Source organism: Streptomyces sp. DSM 40868 (genome assembly GCF_011820545.1).
Taxonomy (GTDB): Bacteria; Actinomycetota; Actinomycetes; order Streptomycetales; family Streptomycetaceae; genus Streptomyces; species Streptomyces eurythermus.
The window spans coordinates 906,243-919,458 of sequence record NZ_CP050504.1; the positions used below are offsets into that span (position 1 = coordinate 906,243).

14 protein-coding genes are annotated in these 13,216 nt (G+C 72.9%); 6 read left to right on the forward strand and 8 right to left on the reverse strand.

Features of this window, described 5'->3' with window-relative positions; translation table 11 throughout:
• Position 1: 1 nt before the first annotated feature.
• The 3 genes from HB370_RS04065 to HB370_RS04075 all read right to left on the reverse strand — a co-directional run bounded on the left by HB370_RS04065 (position 2) and on the right by HB370_RS04075 (position 3,017).
• Complete coding sequence (locus tag HB370_RS04065; protein WP_030775766.1) at positions 2 to 802, reverse strand: GNAT family N-acetyltransferase; 801 nt, start codon at positions 800 to 802, stop codon at positions 2 to 4.
• Positions 803 to 893: 91 nt separating this feature from the next.
• Positions 894 to 2,282 (reverse strand): AAA family ATPase, encoded by a 1,389-nt coding sequence (locus tag HB370_RS04070; protein WP_157855529.1) that lies wholly within the window; start codon positions 2,280 to 2,282, stop codon positions 894 to 896.
• Between the two features lie 135 nt (positions 2,283 to 2,417).
• On the reverse strand, positions 2,418 to 3,017 hold the full coding sequence (locus HB370_RS04075; RefSeq protein ID WP_030775760.1) for a TetR/AcrR family transcriptional regulator: 600 nt from the start codon (positions 3,015 to 3,017) through the stop codon (positions 2,418 to 2,420).
• Between the two features lie 23 nt (positions 3,018 to 3,040).
• On the opposite strand from HB370_RS04075, the gene HB370_RS04080 reads away from it, so the two are divergent.
• Complete coding sequence (locus tag HB370_RS04080; RefSeq protein ID WP_157855528.1) at positions 3,041 to 3,310, forward strand: hypothetical protein; 270 nt, start codon at positions 3,041 to 3,043, stop codon at positions 3,308 to 3,310.
• A gap of 51 nt (positions 3,311 to 3,361) precedes the next feature.
• Here HB370_RS04080 and HB370_RS04085 read toward each other — a convergent pair whose 3' ends face one another.
• Positions 3,362 to 3,844, reverse strand: coding sequence for a cupin domain-containing protein (locus tag HB370_RS04085; protein WP_037700167.1), 483 nt, complete (start codon positions 3,842 to 3,844; stop codon positions 3,362 to 3,364).
• Positions 3,845 to 4,115: 271 nt separating this feature from the next.
• Between HB370_RS04085 and HB370_RS04090 the strand changes: the two genes are divergently transcribed.
• Positions 4,116 to 4,877: a glucose 1-dehydrogenase gene (locus HB370_RS04090; protein WP_030775757.1), complete on the forward strand. Its 762-nt coding sequence runs from the start codon at positions 4,116 to 4,118 to the stop codon at positions 4,875 to 4,877.
• A 373-nt stretch (positions 4,878 to 5,250) separates the two neighbouring features.
• Here HB370_RS04090 and HB370_RS04095 read toward each other — a convergent pair whose 3' ends face one another.
• A complete protein-coding gene (locus tag HB370_RS04095) occupies positions 5,251 to 6,480 on the reverse strand; it encodes a Cmx/CmrA family chloramphenicol efflux MFS transporter (RefSeq protein ID WP_078637297.1) in 1,230 nt (409 codons plus the stop codon).
• Between the two features lie 141 nt (positions 6,481 to 6,621).
• Positions 6,622 to 7,530 (reverse strand): LysR family transcriptional regulator, encoded by a 909-nt coding sequence (locus tag HB370_RS04100; RefSeq protein WP_167512939.1) that lies wholly within the window; start codon positions 7,528 to 7,530, stop codon positions 6,622 to 6,624.
• A gap of 557 nt (positions 7,531 to 8,087) precedes the next feature.
• Between HB370_RS04100 and HB370_RS04105 the strand changes: the two genes are divergently transcribed.
• The 3 genes from HB370_RS04105 to HB370_RS04115 all read left to right on the forward strand — a co-directional run bounded on the left by HB370_RS04105 (position 8,088) and on the right by HB370_RS04115 (position 10,162).
• Positions 8,088 to 9,059, forward strand: a complete 972-nt coding sequence (locus HB370_RS04105) for an alpha/beta hydrolase (RefSeq protein ID WP_157855527.1) — start codon at positions 8,088 to 8,090, stop codon at positions 9,057 to 9,059.
• Positions 9,060 to 9,122: 63 nt separating this feature from the next.
• Positions 9,123 to 9,533, forward strand: coding sequence for a RidA family protein (locus HB370_RS04110; protein ID WP_030775747.1), 411 nt, complete (start codon positions 9,123 to 9,125; stop codon positions 9,531 to 9,533).
• A gap of 50 nt (positions 9,534 to 9,583) precedes the next feature.
• Complete coding sequence (locus tag HB370_RS04115; RefSeq protein WP_030775744.1) at positions 9,584 to 10,162, forward strand: TetR/AcrR family transcriptional regulator; 579 nt, start codon at positions 9,584 to 9,586, stop codon at positions 10,160 to 10,162.
• Positions 10,163 to 10,289: 127 nt separating this feature from the next.
• On the opposite strand, the gene HB370_RS04120 is transcribed toward HB370_RS04115, so the two are convergent.
• Positions 10,290 to 11,183 (reverse strand): NADP-dependent oxidoreductase, encoded by an 894-nt coding sequence (locus tag HB370_RS04120; protein WP_030775741.1) that lies wholly within the window; start codon positions 11,181 to 11,183, stop codon positions 10,290 to 10,292.
• Positions 11,184 to 11,253: 70 nt separating this feature from the next.
• On the opposite strand from HB370_RS04120, the gene HB370_RS04125 reads away from it, so the two are divergent.
• Positions 11,254 to 11,859 (forward strand): TetR/AcrR family transcriptional regulator, encoded by a 606-nt coding sequence (locus HB370_RS04125; protein ID WP_030775739.1) that lies wholly within the window; start codon positions 11,254 to 11,256, stop codon positions 11,857 to 11,859.
• 393 nt (positions 11,860 to 12,252) lie between these two features.
• On the opposite strand, the gene HB370_RS04130 is transcribed toward HB370_RS04125, so the two are convergent.
• Positions 12,253 to 13,212 (reverse strand): amidohydrolase family protein, encoded by a 960-nt coding sequence (locus tag HB370_RS04130; RefSeq protein WP_030775736.1) that lies wholly within the window; start codon positions 13,210 to 13,212, stop codon positions 12,253 to 12,255.
• Positions 13,213 to 13,216 lie beyond the last annotated feature (4 nt).

Below are 13,216 nucleotides of genomic sequence, written 5' to 3' on the forward strand. Positions count from 1 at the left end.
GTCACTGTGCGAGGCTGTAGAAGCCGATCGGCGAGTTGGGCCGGAAACCGATCCTGGGGTACACCGGTGCCCCCGCCGTCGTCGCGTGCAGGGTGGCGCGGGTCAGGCCGGTGGCGCGGGCGCCCTCGTACAGGGCCTTGCGCGTCACCGCCTCGCCGTAGCCCCGGCGTTCCCACTCCGGCGCCGTGGCGACGAGTACGACGAACAGCCGGCCGTCGGCCTCCACCGTCGCGGCGCAGGTCACCGGGACGCCGTCGCGCAGGCCGAGGTAGGCGTGCGCCTGCTTCTTCCACAGGGTGGATCCGAGGAGTCCGTCGCGGCCGTCCTCCAGCGGGAAGCCGTAGGCGCGTGAGTTCAGGTCGGCGTACGCCCGGAGGTGGTCGTCGGTGGTCACGCGGGCGAACGTCAGCTCCGGGTGGGCCGGTTCGGGGATCGGGAGGAAGTCTCCCGCCATACCGGTGCCGGGGAAGGCGTACTCCAGCCCCGCCTTCTCCGCCTCCGCCCGGACCCGGGCGCGGGCTTCGGCGTCGAGGAGGTCCTCGAAGAGCCACAGGAACCCGGGGTGTTGCTTCGCGCGCATGATGTCCGCCGCCTGGCGCAGGCGTTCCCCGACCAGCGCCGTGTCCGCGTCGACCTCGGTCAGCGTGACGCAGTTCCAGAAGGCGAACCGGCAGTCGGCCCAGCGGACGGCGATGCCCGGCAGATCGCGCACGTCGGCGTCCGGATCACGGTCGAGCACCATGGCGCGCCAGACCAGGGCGAGTTGCTCCATCGATTCGATCGACTCCGTACGGTCCGTCATCCGGGCTCCTCGGGTGGTGGAGGTGAGGGTCGAGCCCACCCAGTAATACGCCACTTGGCCGTGTGTGTCGCGCACCCGCGGCACCGGGGGGTCAAGCCGCGAGGGCGCGTGCCGGGACGGCGGTCCCGGTGTGCGCCCGCACCCGGCGGAGGGCCTGGCGGATGGACGTCGCCGGCACGTCGATGCCGACGCGTTCCCCGGCGTAGGCGCGGACCAGCGCGGGCATGCGGAACCGGCCGGGTCCGGGTTCGGTCAGCAGGTGGGCCGCGCACAGCGCGTCGAGGTGACCCCGTACGGCCTGTTCGCACTCCCCGGCGAGTGCCACGGCCAGGGCGGTGTCCGTGCGGTCCAGCGGGTGGAGAGCCAAAAGCCGTAGCAACCTCCGGGAACCCGGGGCCACTTGGGCGTCGGAGGCCGCGATCGCCGCGCGGACGCCCTCCTCCAAGGCGAGCGGGACGACCGTTTCGCGGTGGTAGTCGGCGAGGGTCCATCCGGTGTGCTGTCGCATGTGCCGGCCGATGAGGGTCAGGGCCAGCGGGAGGTGTCCCAGGTCGGCGGCGATCCGCCGGAGGGCGGCGGTGTCCGTGGGGAGGGGATCGGCGCCCGCCGTCCGCCGCAGGAGTGCCACCGAGGCTTCGGGGGGCAGGGGTTCGACGGTGAGGCGGGTGGCGCCGGGCAGTGCGCGCGCCTTGCGGCGGCTGGTGACCAGTGCGGGGCAGGCAGGGTCCCCGGGGAGCAGGGGTCGTACCTGTTCGGCGTCCGCCGCGTCGTCCAGGACCACCAGAGCGCCTGTTCCGGCGAGGAGTTGCCGGTAGAGGGCGGCGCGGGCGGTGACGCCGTAGGGGATGCGGTCGCCGGTGACGCCGAGCAGCCTCAGGAAGGTCTCCAGCACGGCGGCGGGGTCGGCGGCCGGGCAGGCCGGCGCGGAGCCGCGCAGGCGGGCGAAGAGCACGGGTGCGCCGGCGGGGCTGCGGGCGGCGACACGGCGGGCCACGTGCAGGGCCAGCGAGGTCTTGCCGACGCCGGCGGCGCCTTCCAGCACCACCACGCGCGGCCGTCCCGCGGCCGTGAGGGCGGCCTCGGCGGCGGAGGCGGCCCGGGTCCGGCCGAGGAGCGGGGTCGGCCCGGCGGGCAGCCGGTCGCAGGCGCGGACGCGGGCAGCCGCCTCGGCTTGTCCGAGGACCGTGCGCAGCGCCTGCCGCCACAGGGCGACGGTCGCCTCGTCGCCGCCCACGAGGGCCCGTACCACGGCCAGCAGCAGGTCGGGGTTGGGGCGGCGGCGGCCCGGCAGGAAGCAGTTGCCGATGGTCGAGCGGGCCGGCCACTCGGTGCGCGGGCGGCCCGCGCGGCGCCAGTCCTGGTGCACGCGGCGGGTGATCTCGGTGATCGAGGGGCCGCCCGCCCATGCCTTCAGCAGCCGCAGCTCGCCGATGAACTCGTCCATCGTGCGGGCCTTGCCCGGATCCAGTACCTGCGGCACGACCATCCTCCCCCGTTGGGACACCTGGGCCACGAACAATAACTTGGAACGCCCGTTTCAAGTTAGGGGCCGGGGTCAGCCAACTGTCAAGCGTGGTTCATTGATCGGCGTGGACGACTCGGCCGGACGACCGGCTCAGACGGTGGGTGACCGGCCGATCGAGGCCAGCGCGGAGGTCACGGTCGCGCGCAGGGCGCGGGCGTCGGCTCCGGCGCGGGAGCGCAGGTTCACTCCGTAGGCGAGCAGGGCCAGCACGTCGGCGGTGGGCCCGGGGTCGACGCCCGGGGCCAGTTGTCCGCGCTCCTCGGCCGCGACGAGCGCGGCACGCAGCGCGTCCCGCAGGTCCTGGTGGTGGCGTTCGAGCAGGGCGCGCACCTCGGAGTCGCCGTACTCGGCGCCGGCCTGGGCGTTGACGGCCATGCAGCCCCAGCCGGCGTGCTCGCCCGAACACCGGGCCGCTATCAGGCTTTCGAAGAAGTCGGCGACGGCGGGCAGCCCACGGCCGTCCTCCGCCAGTCTGCGGTACTTGGGCCGGGAGCGAAGTTCCACATAGCGTTTCAAGGAGGCGAGGTACAACTCCCGCTTGCCGCCGAAGGTGGCGTAGAGGCTGGAGCGGTTCAGACCGGTGGCGGTGACGATGTCCTGGATCCCGGTCGTGGCCATGCCCTGACGCCAGAACAGCCGCAGCGCGGTGTCCAGAGCCGCGTCCGGGTCGAAGTGCTTGATGTCCGGCATGCCCCACCCGCCATCCTGGAATCGTGGTTCCAGGATACTCCGGGGCCGGGTACGGCGAACGCCGCCGTACCCGGCGGGATGTGGCGGCGTCCAGGATCGTCCACGATGTGCCGGGCCGGCACGGCCCGGGGCACATGCTGCGGGGCATGTACCGCATACCCGCGCTGTGGCCGGCGGCCTACGGGCCCCGGGTCCGCCCGCTCCCCCGCCTGCTCGCCCGTACGGCCGTCCGGCTGACCGACTTCGTCCGCGCGCTCGCTCTCGCGGACCACCGGCCGTTCACCTCGCTGTGAGCATCCGGTCCCGCCGTGCCCGCTCGCCCGGTGCTCGTCCCGGGGAGGGCGTCAGACGTACTCCGCCCGGTAGCGGGCCACGATGCTCTGGGCCTTCGCCACATCGGCCGCGTACTGCGCCGCCTCGGGGGCGGACATGCCCTCCTCGGCGGGGACGCCCAGCTCGGTGAAGAAGCGCTCGAAGCCGGCGGGCGTGAAGATGATGAGCATCTTGCAGGGCTCGTCGCCGACGTTCTTGAACGCGTGGACCTTGCCCCTGGGCACGAAGACGAACGCGCCGGCCCCGACGATCTGCTTCCGCTTCTCGTTGGAGATCTCCAGCTCGCCCTCGATGAGGTAGAAGGCCTCGTCGCTGTCGTGGTGGATGTGGAGCGGCGGGCCGCCGCCCGGCGGCACCATGGCCTCGATCAGGCCGAGCGAGCCGTTCGTGTTCTCCTTGTCCGCCTTGATCGTGTAGTGGTCCCCGAACACCCAGCGCGCCGGTCCTGCCTTCGGCGGGATGTGGACGATGCCCTCGAATTCCTCGAAGCTCAAGGTTTTCCCTTCTCCGCGGGTGTACGCGTGCTCGCTCAACTCCACAGGGCGGCGGGCCCCGTGGGCATCACGTGTTCACGGGGTCTCGCGGCGGGCTTTCTCGCCTTCCCGGCGGCCGGCAGGGCGGTCGTCCGCACGCGCCGGCTCCGCCCGGCGCGAAAAAAACCAGGTGAACACGTGATGGCGCGGGCGGCGGTTACGCCCATCGTGGTGCGTGCGCGGCGCGTGCGACGTGCGCGTGCACGCAGGTAGCGACGATGGGATGAGAGACATGACTGATCGCTTCACCGGCAAGGTGGCGCTCGTCACCGGTGGCGGATCCGGGATCGGCCGCGCCACCGCCGTGGCCTTCGCCCGCGAGGGTGCCACCGTGGTGGTCGCCGGCCGCACCTCCGACCGGCTGGTCGAGACGGTCGAGCTGATCGAGAAGGACGGCGGCGAGGCGAGCTGGGCGACCGCCGACATCGCCGTGGAGGCGGAGGTGGAGGCGCTGGTCAGGACGGTCGTGGAACGCCACGGCGGCCTGGACATCGCGGTCAACAACGCCGGATACCTGCCCGAACCGGCCGGGCTCGCCGAGCTCGCCGAGGACGTCTTCGAGCAGACGCTGCAGATCAACCTGCTGGGGACGTGGCGGTCGATGAAGCACGAGATCCGCCACATGCGGGCGCACGGCGGCGGTGTCATCGTCAACGTGGGCTCCGTGGTCGGCGCACATCTGACGATCCCGGGGGCCGGCGCCTACGGGGCGAGCAAGGCGGCGATCGCGGCGCTCGGGCGGAGCGCGGCGCGTGAGTACGCCGCCGACGGGATCAGGGTGAACACGCTCAGCCCGTCCTCGATGGACACTCCCATGTCACTGCTGGAGAACGAGACGCCTGAGGAGCGCGTGGAGCGCGCCAAGGGCATGTTCCCGCTCGGCCGGATCGGTTCCCTGGAGGAGGGTGCGGCGGCGGTGCTGTACCTGGCCTCGCCGGAGTCGGGCTTCGCCCTCGGCCACGACCTGGTGATCGACGGCGGCATCACGGCCTGACCGCCGCCGGGAGATTTCGGGCATGACCGTGCCCCGGTCCGTCGGCGGGGGAGGCAACGGGCCGGGGCACGGCGCTTTTCGGGTACACCCTCTGTCGGCTCAAGTGGCTTGGGCGGCCAGGGGCACTGGGCGGGAAGGGACAGGGGTTCCGGAGCCTGAGGAACGGGAGCTTCGGAGCCCGGGGCTCAGGATGCCGCGGGTTTTGAGGACCGCGGACTCCTGAGGGCCAAGGCTTCCCGGGCGGAGCGCGAGGGCCTGGACTTCGGGCGCCGGGGCCGGGGCTTCGGGCGCGACGGACGGGGTTTCGGGCGAGTGGGCCGGGGACCGAGGGCCGAACGCCGGGGCGGTCGGCGTCCGGGGCCGTCGTACCGGGTCACACGGGGGTTTCGGTCCGCTCCTGGCCCTGGGGCGCGCCGGTGCCGCCGCCCGCGACCACGCTGCCCTTGACCGGGCGGGAGCGGTACTGGAGGTGTCCTGCCCACAGGGTCCCGGCGAGACCGGCGGCGGCGAGCGCCGCTCCGACCCAGGCCACCGAGGCGAAGCCGAACCCGGCGTTGATGGTCATGCCGCCCAGGGCCGGCGCGAGCGTGTTGCCGACGTTGAAGGCCGAGGTGTTGGTGGCGCCTACCAGGGTCGGTGCGCCGGGTGCGACGACGAAGACCCGGGACTGCAGGATCGGGTTGGTGACGTATCCCGCCATGCCGAGGACGAAGACCAGGGCCACGGTGACGACGGTGTTCTCCGCCAGGACGGCGAGCAGTGCCGAGGTCACGGCGAGGACGCCGGTGCCGAGCGCGAGCGTGCGGATCGGGTACGCCTCCGCGGTCCTGCCGCCGATGACCATGCCGAGCAGGCCGCCGACGCCGAACAGCGCCAGCAGCACGGGCACCCAGCCGTCGGCCAGTCCGGTGACGTCGGTGAGCAGGGAGGCGAGGTAGCTGAAGGTGACGATGACGGCGCCGAAGGAGAACGCGGTCACCGCGTACGAGAGCCACAGCTGCGGCCGGGCCATCGCCCGCAGTTCGGCGCGGACCGTACGCGTCTCCTCCGCGGACCCCCGCCCGCCGGGGATGGCGAACACCGAGCAGGCGAGGCTGACGAGGGTGAGCAGGGCCACGCCCCAGAAGGCGGCGCGCCAGCCGGCGAACTGGCTGAGCACCGTGCCCGCGGGGACACCGATGATGGTGGCGAGGGTGAGTCCGCTGGCGACGACCGCGACCGCCTTGCCCTTGGCGTTCGCCGGGACGAGGGCGACGGCGGTGGCCACGGCCACACCCCAGAAGCCCGCGTAGGCAAGGGCGCTGATGACACGCGTGGCGAACAGGACTCCGTAGCCCGGGGCGAGGGCGCCGACGATGTGCGCGGCGATGAAGGCGGCCTGCAGGGCGACCAGGGCGGTGCGGCGGGGCCACTTGAGCGTGGCGACCGCGAGGAGCGGCGCCCCGACGACCATGCCTATGGCGAACGCCGAGATCAGCAGCCCGGCATCGGGGATGGAGACACCCAGGTCATCGGCCAGATTGGGGAGCAGTCCGGAGAGCATGAACTCCGATGTGCCTTGGGTGAAGATTCCCAAGCCGAGGATATAGACGGCAAGGGGCATGGAATGCCTCCAAATGCGGGGATGCGGACCGGTGTTGCGTCCGGTCGAGAGCGGAAGGGCGTCCTCGGCAGTGACGCTAGCACATTACGGAGCGATTGCTTCAAAACTCCGGAACGATGAGACGCTCCCCGAAGTCGCGGATCAGTTGCGCCAGTTGTCAGGAGCGTTCAGCCGCCACAGCAGCAGCGCCGTGCAGGCCCGCTGCCGCTGCGCGGGGTCGCTCAGCGACGTGCCCAGCGCACGCTCGGCCCTCGCCACCCGGTGGGCGACGGAACTGTGGTGCAGACACAGGAGCTTGGCCGCCTCCCGCAGCGACCGGGTGCGGCAGACGGTCTCCAGGGTCGCCAGCATCTGCGCCCCGTCCGGCTCGGCTTCCAGGCGGGCGAGCGCGGCCACGTCCGGGTGCGCGAGCGCCGCGTCCCGGGGTATGTCGGCCAGAAGGGCCTCGGCCCCCAGCTCCGCCGCGTCCGCCAGCCGCGGCCAGGTCGGACCCAGGCCCGCGAACCGCGCGGCGCGCCGGGCCGCGGCCCACGACTCCGGCAGCCGCTCGGGGGCGACCGCCGGACCCAGGCCGACGGCCACGCCGCAGGGCACCGGGGCCGGGCGCCGGGCGGCGCCGGCCGCGGGCAGCAGGAGGACGCCGACCGTGAGCCACAGCACCGCCTGCGGCGCCGGACCGCCCGCCCGTGTCGGCGGCGCGAGCAGACCCGCGGCGCAGGAGCGCAACGCCTCGGGCAGGGCCGCGGGTTCGGCGACGACCACGGCGGCGGCCCGCATGGGGCCGGCCAGGGCAAGTCCGAGCAGGTACAGCGCGCGGGACCGCTGGGCCTCGGGCATCGCGGACGACAGCACCGCCTGGACGAGCGCCGGGTCCCCGAGACCGCCCGGCCGCCACAGGTCGTCGTACGGCCCGGAACCGGCCGGCCCACCGGGCACCGGTCCCGCCTCGGCGCCGGCCTCCCAGCCCCATGGGGGATCAGCCAGGTCCCCTACGGGATCGGCGACGCGTTCGGACACCGGACCGGCCGCCAGGCCCCACGCGGCCTCCACGGGGACTCCGGTGCAGAGCCCGGCGGACGGCCCGGCGGGGAGTCCGGCAGACGGCTCGGCTCGGAGTCCGGCAGACGGCCCGGCGGCAAGCCCGGCAGAAGGCCCGGCAGACGAGTCCAGCGGACAGCACTGACCCGCAGCGGGACCCGCCGGACAACCGTGACCGGCAACGGAACCCGCCGGACAGCCCTGACGGTCGGACGGCCCCGCCGGACGACCGTGACCGACGGAGGGCCTCAGTCCGCAGACCTGACCCGCAGCGGGGCCCCGAGCCGCACACAGGCCCGGCAGCGGGCCCTGCCCGGAGGCCGTGGCGGAGGCCGTGGCGCAGCCCGGCAGCGAGTTCCGGCCGGATTCCGCCGCGGGGCGCCCGGCGGACGGCTGCGAGGGGTTCGGCATCAGTTCGTACACCCGCGCAGGCTAGATCCGGGCCGCGCACCGGCACCGCCCCTCGCGGAACACTCCGTCAGGTCGGCACACCAATCGGCGGTCCGGGCGCCCCAAGTCGCGACAGATGTCGGCGGCGAAGTCCCTTGCCCACAGGACACGATGACCCCATGAGTGACGCCACCAGCAAAGACGCCACGCCCGCCCCCACCCGTATGACGCTCCGCCCCGATCTGGCCCCGCTCGTCGGGGAGATCCCCTACCTCGATGTCGCCCGGCCGGAAGTCGCCCGCCGCACCCTCAAGGACCTCGAAGCCCAGTGGGAGCCGGCCGACACGAGCGCCCTCACGGTCACCGAGCGGCTCATCCCCGGCCCCGAGGGGGCGCCTGACGTCACCGTACGCATCTACACCCCCAAGACGGCCGGTCCGCACGGCGGTCTGCTGTGGATCCACGGCGGCGGCTTCGTGATGGGCGGCCTGGAGACCGAGCACAACCAGTGCGTGTGGTTCGCCTCCCGCGCGAACGTCGTCGTGGTGAGCGTCCAGTACCGGCTGGCGCCCGAAAACCCCTTCCCCGCGGGTGCGGAGGACTGCTACGCGGCCCTGCGGTGGCTCGCGGCCCACACCGAGGAGCTGGGGGTCGACCCCGCGCGCCTGGGTGTCGCGGGCTGCAGCGCGGGCGGTGCCCTCGCCGCCTCCGTCGCCCTGATGGCACGCGACCGCAAGGGCCCCGGGCTCGTCCTCCAGCTGCTCACCTACCCGGTGACCGACGACCGCATGGACACTCCGTCCGCGCGGAGCTTCCACGACACCCCCGTCTGGTCCACGCCCCAGTCCGAGGCGATGTGGCGCCACTACCTCGGCGAAGGGCACGAGGGGCGGGAGACCTCGCCGTACGCGGCGCCGAACCGCGCCGACGACCTCGGCGGTCTCCCCGCCGCGCACATCGTGACGGCCCAGTACGACCCGCTGCGCGACGAGGGCCTGGGTTACGGCCGGCGGCTGCTGGAGGCGGGCGTCCCCGTCACGCTCCACCAGTGGGCCGGTGCCTTCCACATCTTCGACTCCTTCGGCACCGAGTCCGGTCAGCGGTCGATCGACGAGCAAGTACTCGCCGTCCGGGAGGCGTTGGGCGGCTGACCGGTCCGCCTAGACTCGCCTTCCGTCAGTTCCCCCGTTTTCCTCGCTCCAAGGAGGAGTCCCATGTCCGACGCATCCGGTGCCCCGCAGCGCGTCCGCGTCACCGCCGACCCCGACTGGTACGCCCCCGCCGGGATCGCGCTCGGCATCCGCGTCGGCGACTTCGTGTTCACCTCGGGGCAGGGACCGATCGACGAGCACGGCGCGACGGTCGGCAAGGGCGACTTCGAGGCCCAGGCCCGGCAGGCGCTGGCCAACCTGGCCCTCGTGTTGAAGAACGCCGGTTCCGGTCTCGACCAGGTCGTCAAGGCGACCGTGTTCGTCACCGACATCGCCCGGCACCAGGATGCCTTCGCGCGGCTCAGGGCCGAGTACTTCGTCCCGCACACGTTCGCCGAGTCCTTCGTCCAGGTCGCCTCCCTCGCCGATCCCGACTGGCTGATCGAGATCGAGGCCGTCGCGGTGGCCGGATGATCCGGGCCCGAGTTTCCGTGCGCTCGCTCCAAAATACGTAGAATGCGGGTATGGCCAGGCCAAGGAAGTTCGACGAGACGCACGCCCTCACCGCCGCCATGGAAACCTTCTGGCGGCGGGGGTACGAGGCCACCTCGACCCGGAACCTCTCCGACTCGACCGGCCTCGGCCAGTCGAGCCTGTACAACACCTTCGGCGACAAGCGGGAGTTGTACCTGCGGGCCCTGCGCCACTACTACGAGACGCACACCGCCGAGCAGACCTCGCTCCTCGACCGGCCCGGCCCGGTCAAGGAGCGGCTGCGGGACCTGATGGTCCACGCCGTCGACACCGACCTGGCGGACCCCGAGGCCTCCGGGTGCTTCACCATCAACGCGTCGGTGGAGAAGGCCGATTCGGACGACGAGGTGCGCGAGGAGGTCCGCCGGCACTTCACCACGGTGGAGCGGGCGTTGGCCGAGACCATCGCGCGGGGGCAGCGTTCCGGCGAGATCTCCGCGGAGCGCAGCGCCGGGACACTCGCCCGCCAGATCCTCAGCACGTACTACGGACTGCGTGTGCTCGCCCGCATCCAGAAGGACAGGGACGCCCTGCTCGGCATCGTGGAAAGCACCGTCTCCGCCCTCTGACCGGCGCCCGCGCCGGACCGTCCTCCCGGCAGAAAAGCGCGGGGCCCCCGCACCCGTAGGCACTCCGGAGGGAACTCTCAGCCGCACTAAGGCTGCGATGTCCGCCCGCGCCGGCACCGGTCGGCCGTCAGACGATCAGGACGCGGCGCCCGCGCGTGTGACCGGCCTGGCTGTCGATGTGCGCCGCCGCGGCCTCGGCGAGCGGGTACGACTTCTCGACGGGGATGTGGAGCCTGCCGCGCGAGAGGAGACGGACGGTCTCGGCGAGCGCGTCCGGGACGCTGCCCGCCACACCGGAGAACCGGACACCGAACTCCCGCGCGCCCAAGTCGGCGATGGAGACCACCCTTTGCGGATCCCCGGTCAGCTCGACGAGTTCGCGGATCACACCGGAGCCGGCCAGATCGAGAGCGGCGTCGACGCGGCCGAGCCGCCGCACCCGCTCGGCCCAGCCCGCGCCGTACGTCGTGGCGAGGGCGCCCAGGCCGCGCAGATAGTCCTGGTTGTCGGCGCCGGCCGTGCCGATCACCGTGATGCCCCGGTCGCGGGCGATCTGCAGCACCGCCGATCCGACTCCCCCGGACGCGCCGCTGACCAGCAGCGTCTGGCCGGCCCGGACACCGGTTTCGCCGATGACGCGCAGGGCGGTCTCCATCACGGAGGGGTATCCGGCCGCCTCCTCGAACGTCAGACCCTCGGGCATCCGGGCCCAGGCCGACAGCACGGCGAACTCGGCGTAGGTGCTCGCACCCTCGCCGAACACCGGGTCGCCGACCTCGACCCCTTCGACGCCCTCGCCGACCTCGTCCACCACCCCGGCGGCGTCCAGGCCGAGTCCGGAAGGCAACTCGATCGGATGAGCCCCCTGGAACTGGCCTTCCCGGACGCGCCAGTCGAAGGCATTCACGCCCGCCGCCCGTACGGCGACGCGTATGCGGCCGGGACCCGCGTGGGGCTCGTCGGCGTCGATGAGGTGCAGAACGTCGGGACCGCCGAACTCGGCGAAGCTCACCTTTTTCATGGCGGCGACCGTAACACTAACCGTTAGCTTTTTGGAACGGTTACACCTTCGTATTTGGTAGCGTTGCGCCATGACCGCGCCGACCGGACGCCGTGAACGCAAGAAGGCCGCGACCCGCCAGAAGATCGCCGACGCCGCCCTGCGGCTCTTCCTGGAACGCGGGTACGAGGCGGTGGGGATCCGTGACGTGGCCGCCGAGGCGGACGTGGCCGTGACCACGCTGTTCGCCCACTTTCCCGCGAAAGAGGCCCTGGTGTTCGGCCACGATCAGGACTTCGAGCGGCGCCTCACCGAGGCGGTCACCGACCGGGCGCCGGGCGAGCCGCTCATCCCCGCGCTGCGCCGCGAGGTCCAGGCCCTGGTGCGCCACTGCACGGGGGACGGCGCCGCCCCGATCTGGCGCCTGATCGACGCGTCGCAGACCTTGCTGGACTACGAGAAGTCGATGCGGCTGCGCCATGCGGAGTCGCTGGCGGCGGCCATCGCCGCCGATCTCGGTCTGCCGCCGGCCACGACGGCGTGCCGGACCATCGCGAGGTTCGTGATCGACGCCTACTCGCTGGCCCGGGAGGCGGCCGACCCGGAGGCTGCGCTGGACGAGATCTTCCGGATGATCGAGGCGGCCTGGGCCGTCGCCCGCCCTGCGGTGGACCCCACCGGCACGACAGAGCCGTGAACCGCGGGACGCCGGCCGGCGTCTCGTACCGGGTACGGCGGTGCCGCCTTTTGACGCGGGTCCTTCCGCGCTCGGCGGTCTCGTGCCAGGGGCGACTCGCGGGCGCGCGGGGCGAGCAGGGCCCCGGACAGGACGCGTGCCACCTCCGGTGCCGTCCGATTCCACGACATCAGCAGGGCGCCGAGCGTCTGGGGCGGCCGTGCGGCCCGGCCCGGTGGCAGACACCGCAGAACGCCCGGGACCCGGCCGCCGCCAGGCCGCTCCTCGACGTCCCGGGCCCCACGACCGCCGTACGCCCCGCCTGCCGAGGCGAGGACCGGGAAGGCGCACACCGGCCGGTCACCGCCGCCGGTACCCCGCTGCGCGCCGCGAGCGTCGTCCGTGGGGCGGGGCTCAGGCCCCCGCGAGCCGGGGGAACAGCGCCAGCGCGTTGGTGCGGCCGATGGCCGTGCGCTGCTGGTCGTTCCAGCCCGGGAAGCGGGCGAAGCCCTCGACGTTCTCGGTGGTGTGGGAGGCCGGCATGAACGGGTAGTCGCTGCCGAAGAGGATCTTGTCGGGGGCGGCCAGCTCGGTCAGCGCGGGCAGCGCGAACGAGGTGGCGGACATGGCGATGTCGTAGTAGATGCCGCGCAGTTGCCCGATCACGTCGGCGGGGGCGCGGTCGGTGAGGTACTTGCCGATGGTCGGCCCGTAGGTGAGGCGCTGGGCGAGGAAGGGCAGGGTGCCGCCCGCGTGGGAGACGATGAGCTTGAGGTGCGGAAGGCGTCCGAGCACCCCGTTGAAGAGCAGGCTGACCACGGTACGGGTGGTCTCGAAGGTGAACTCGTACAGCGACGGCGGCAGATCGAAGGTCGCCAGGTCCTTGGCGGGCGGTGTGCCCGGGTGGACGTGCACCGGCAGTCCCCGCTCGGCGATCTCCGCGAGCAGCGGCTCGAACTCGGGATCACCCAGGTAACGGTTTCCGTAGCTGGTCAGCAGCCCGACCCCGTCCAGTCCCAGTTCGTCGATGGCGTACGCCAGTTCGTCCTTGGCGGCGGCCACGTCGGGCAGCGGCAGGATGGCGAAGGCACCGAAGCGGTTTGGGTGGGCGGCCACGGTCCGGGCGAAGAACTCGTTGACCTGACGGGCCAGCCGGCGGGCCTCGTCGCCTTCGGCGAAGGTGACCCCGGGGGCGGTGATGGACAGCACGGCGGCGGCGATGGAGTGACGGTCCATCACGTCGAGGCTGGCCTCGGCGCTCCAGGTGGGGTAGTCGACACCGGGGATGGCGACACGGTCGCCCAGCGCCTTGGCGTAGGCCGGCGGGATCGCGTGGTGGTGGACGTCGATGAGACCGGTCGGCTGTTGCGTCATGGTG

Bases quoted from the DNA above. Each gene is read 5' to 3' on its own strand.
- HB370_RS04130 (WP_030775736.1), bottom strand. From the start codon at position 13,212: ATGACGCAACAGCCGACCGGTCTCATCGACGTCCACCACCACGCGATC.
- HB370_RS04105 (WP_157855527.1), top strand. From the start codon at position 8,088: ATGAGTGACGCCACCAGCAAAGACGCCACGCCCGCCCCCACCCGTATG.
- HB370_RS04095 (WP_078637297.1), bottom strand. From the start codon at position 6,480: ATGCCCCTTGCCGTCTATATCCTCGGCTTGGGAATCTTCACCCAAGGC.
- HB370_RS04125 (WP_030775739.1), top strand. From the start codon at position 11,254: ATGACCGCGCCGACCGGACGCCGTGAACGCAAGAAGGCCGCGACCCGC.
- HB370_RS04110 (WP_030775747.1), top strand. From the start codon at position 9,123: ATGTCCGACGCATCCGGTGCCCCGCAGCGCGTCCGCGTCACCGCCGAC.
- HB370_RS04120 (WP_030775741.1), bottom strand. From the start codon at position 11,183: ATGAAAAAGGTGAGCTTCGCCGAGTTCGGCGGTCCCGACGTTCTGCAC.
- HB370_RS04090 (WP_030775757.1), top strand. From the start codon at position 4,116: ATGACTGATCGCTTCACCGGCAAGGTGGCGCTCGTCACCGGTGGCGGA.
- HB370_RS04075 (WP_030775760.1), bottom strand. From the start codon at position 3,017: ATGCCGGACATCAAGCACTTCGACCCGGACGCGGCTCTGGACACCGCG.
- HB370_RS04065 (WP_030775766.1), bottom strand. From the start codon at position 802: ATGACGGACCGTACGGAGTCGATCGAATCGATGGAGCAACTCGCCCTG.
- HB370_RS04115 (WP_030775744.1), top strand. From the start codon at position 9,584: ATGGCCAGGCCAAGGAAGTTCGACGAGACGCACGCCCTCACCGCCGCC.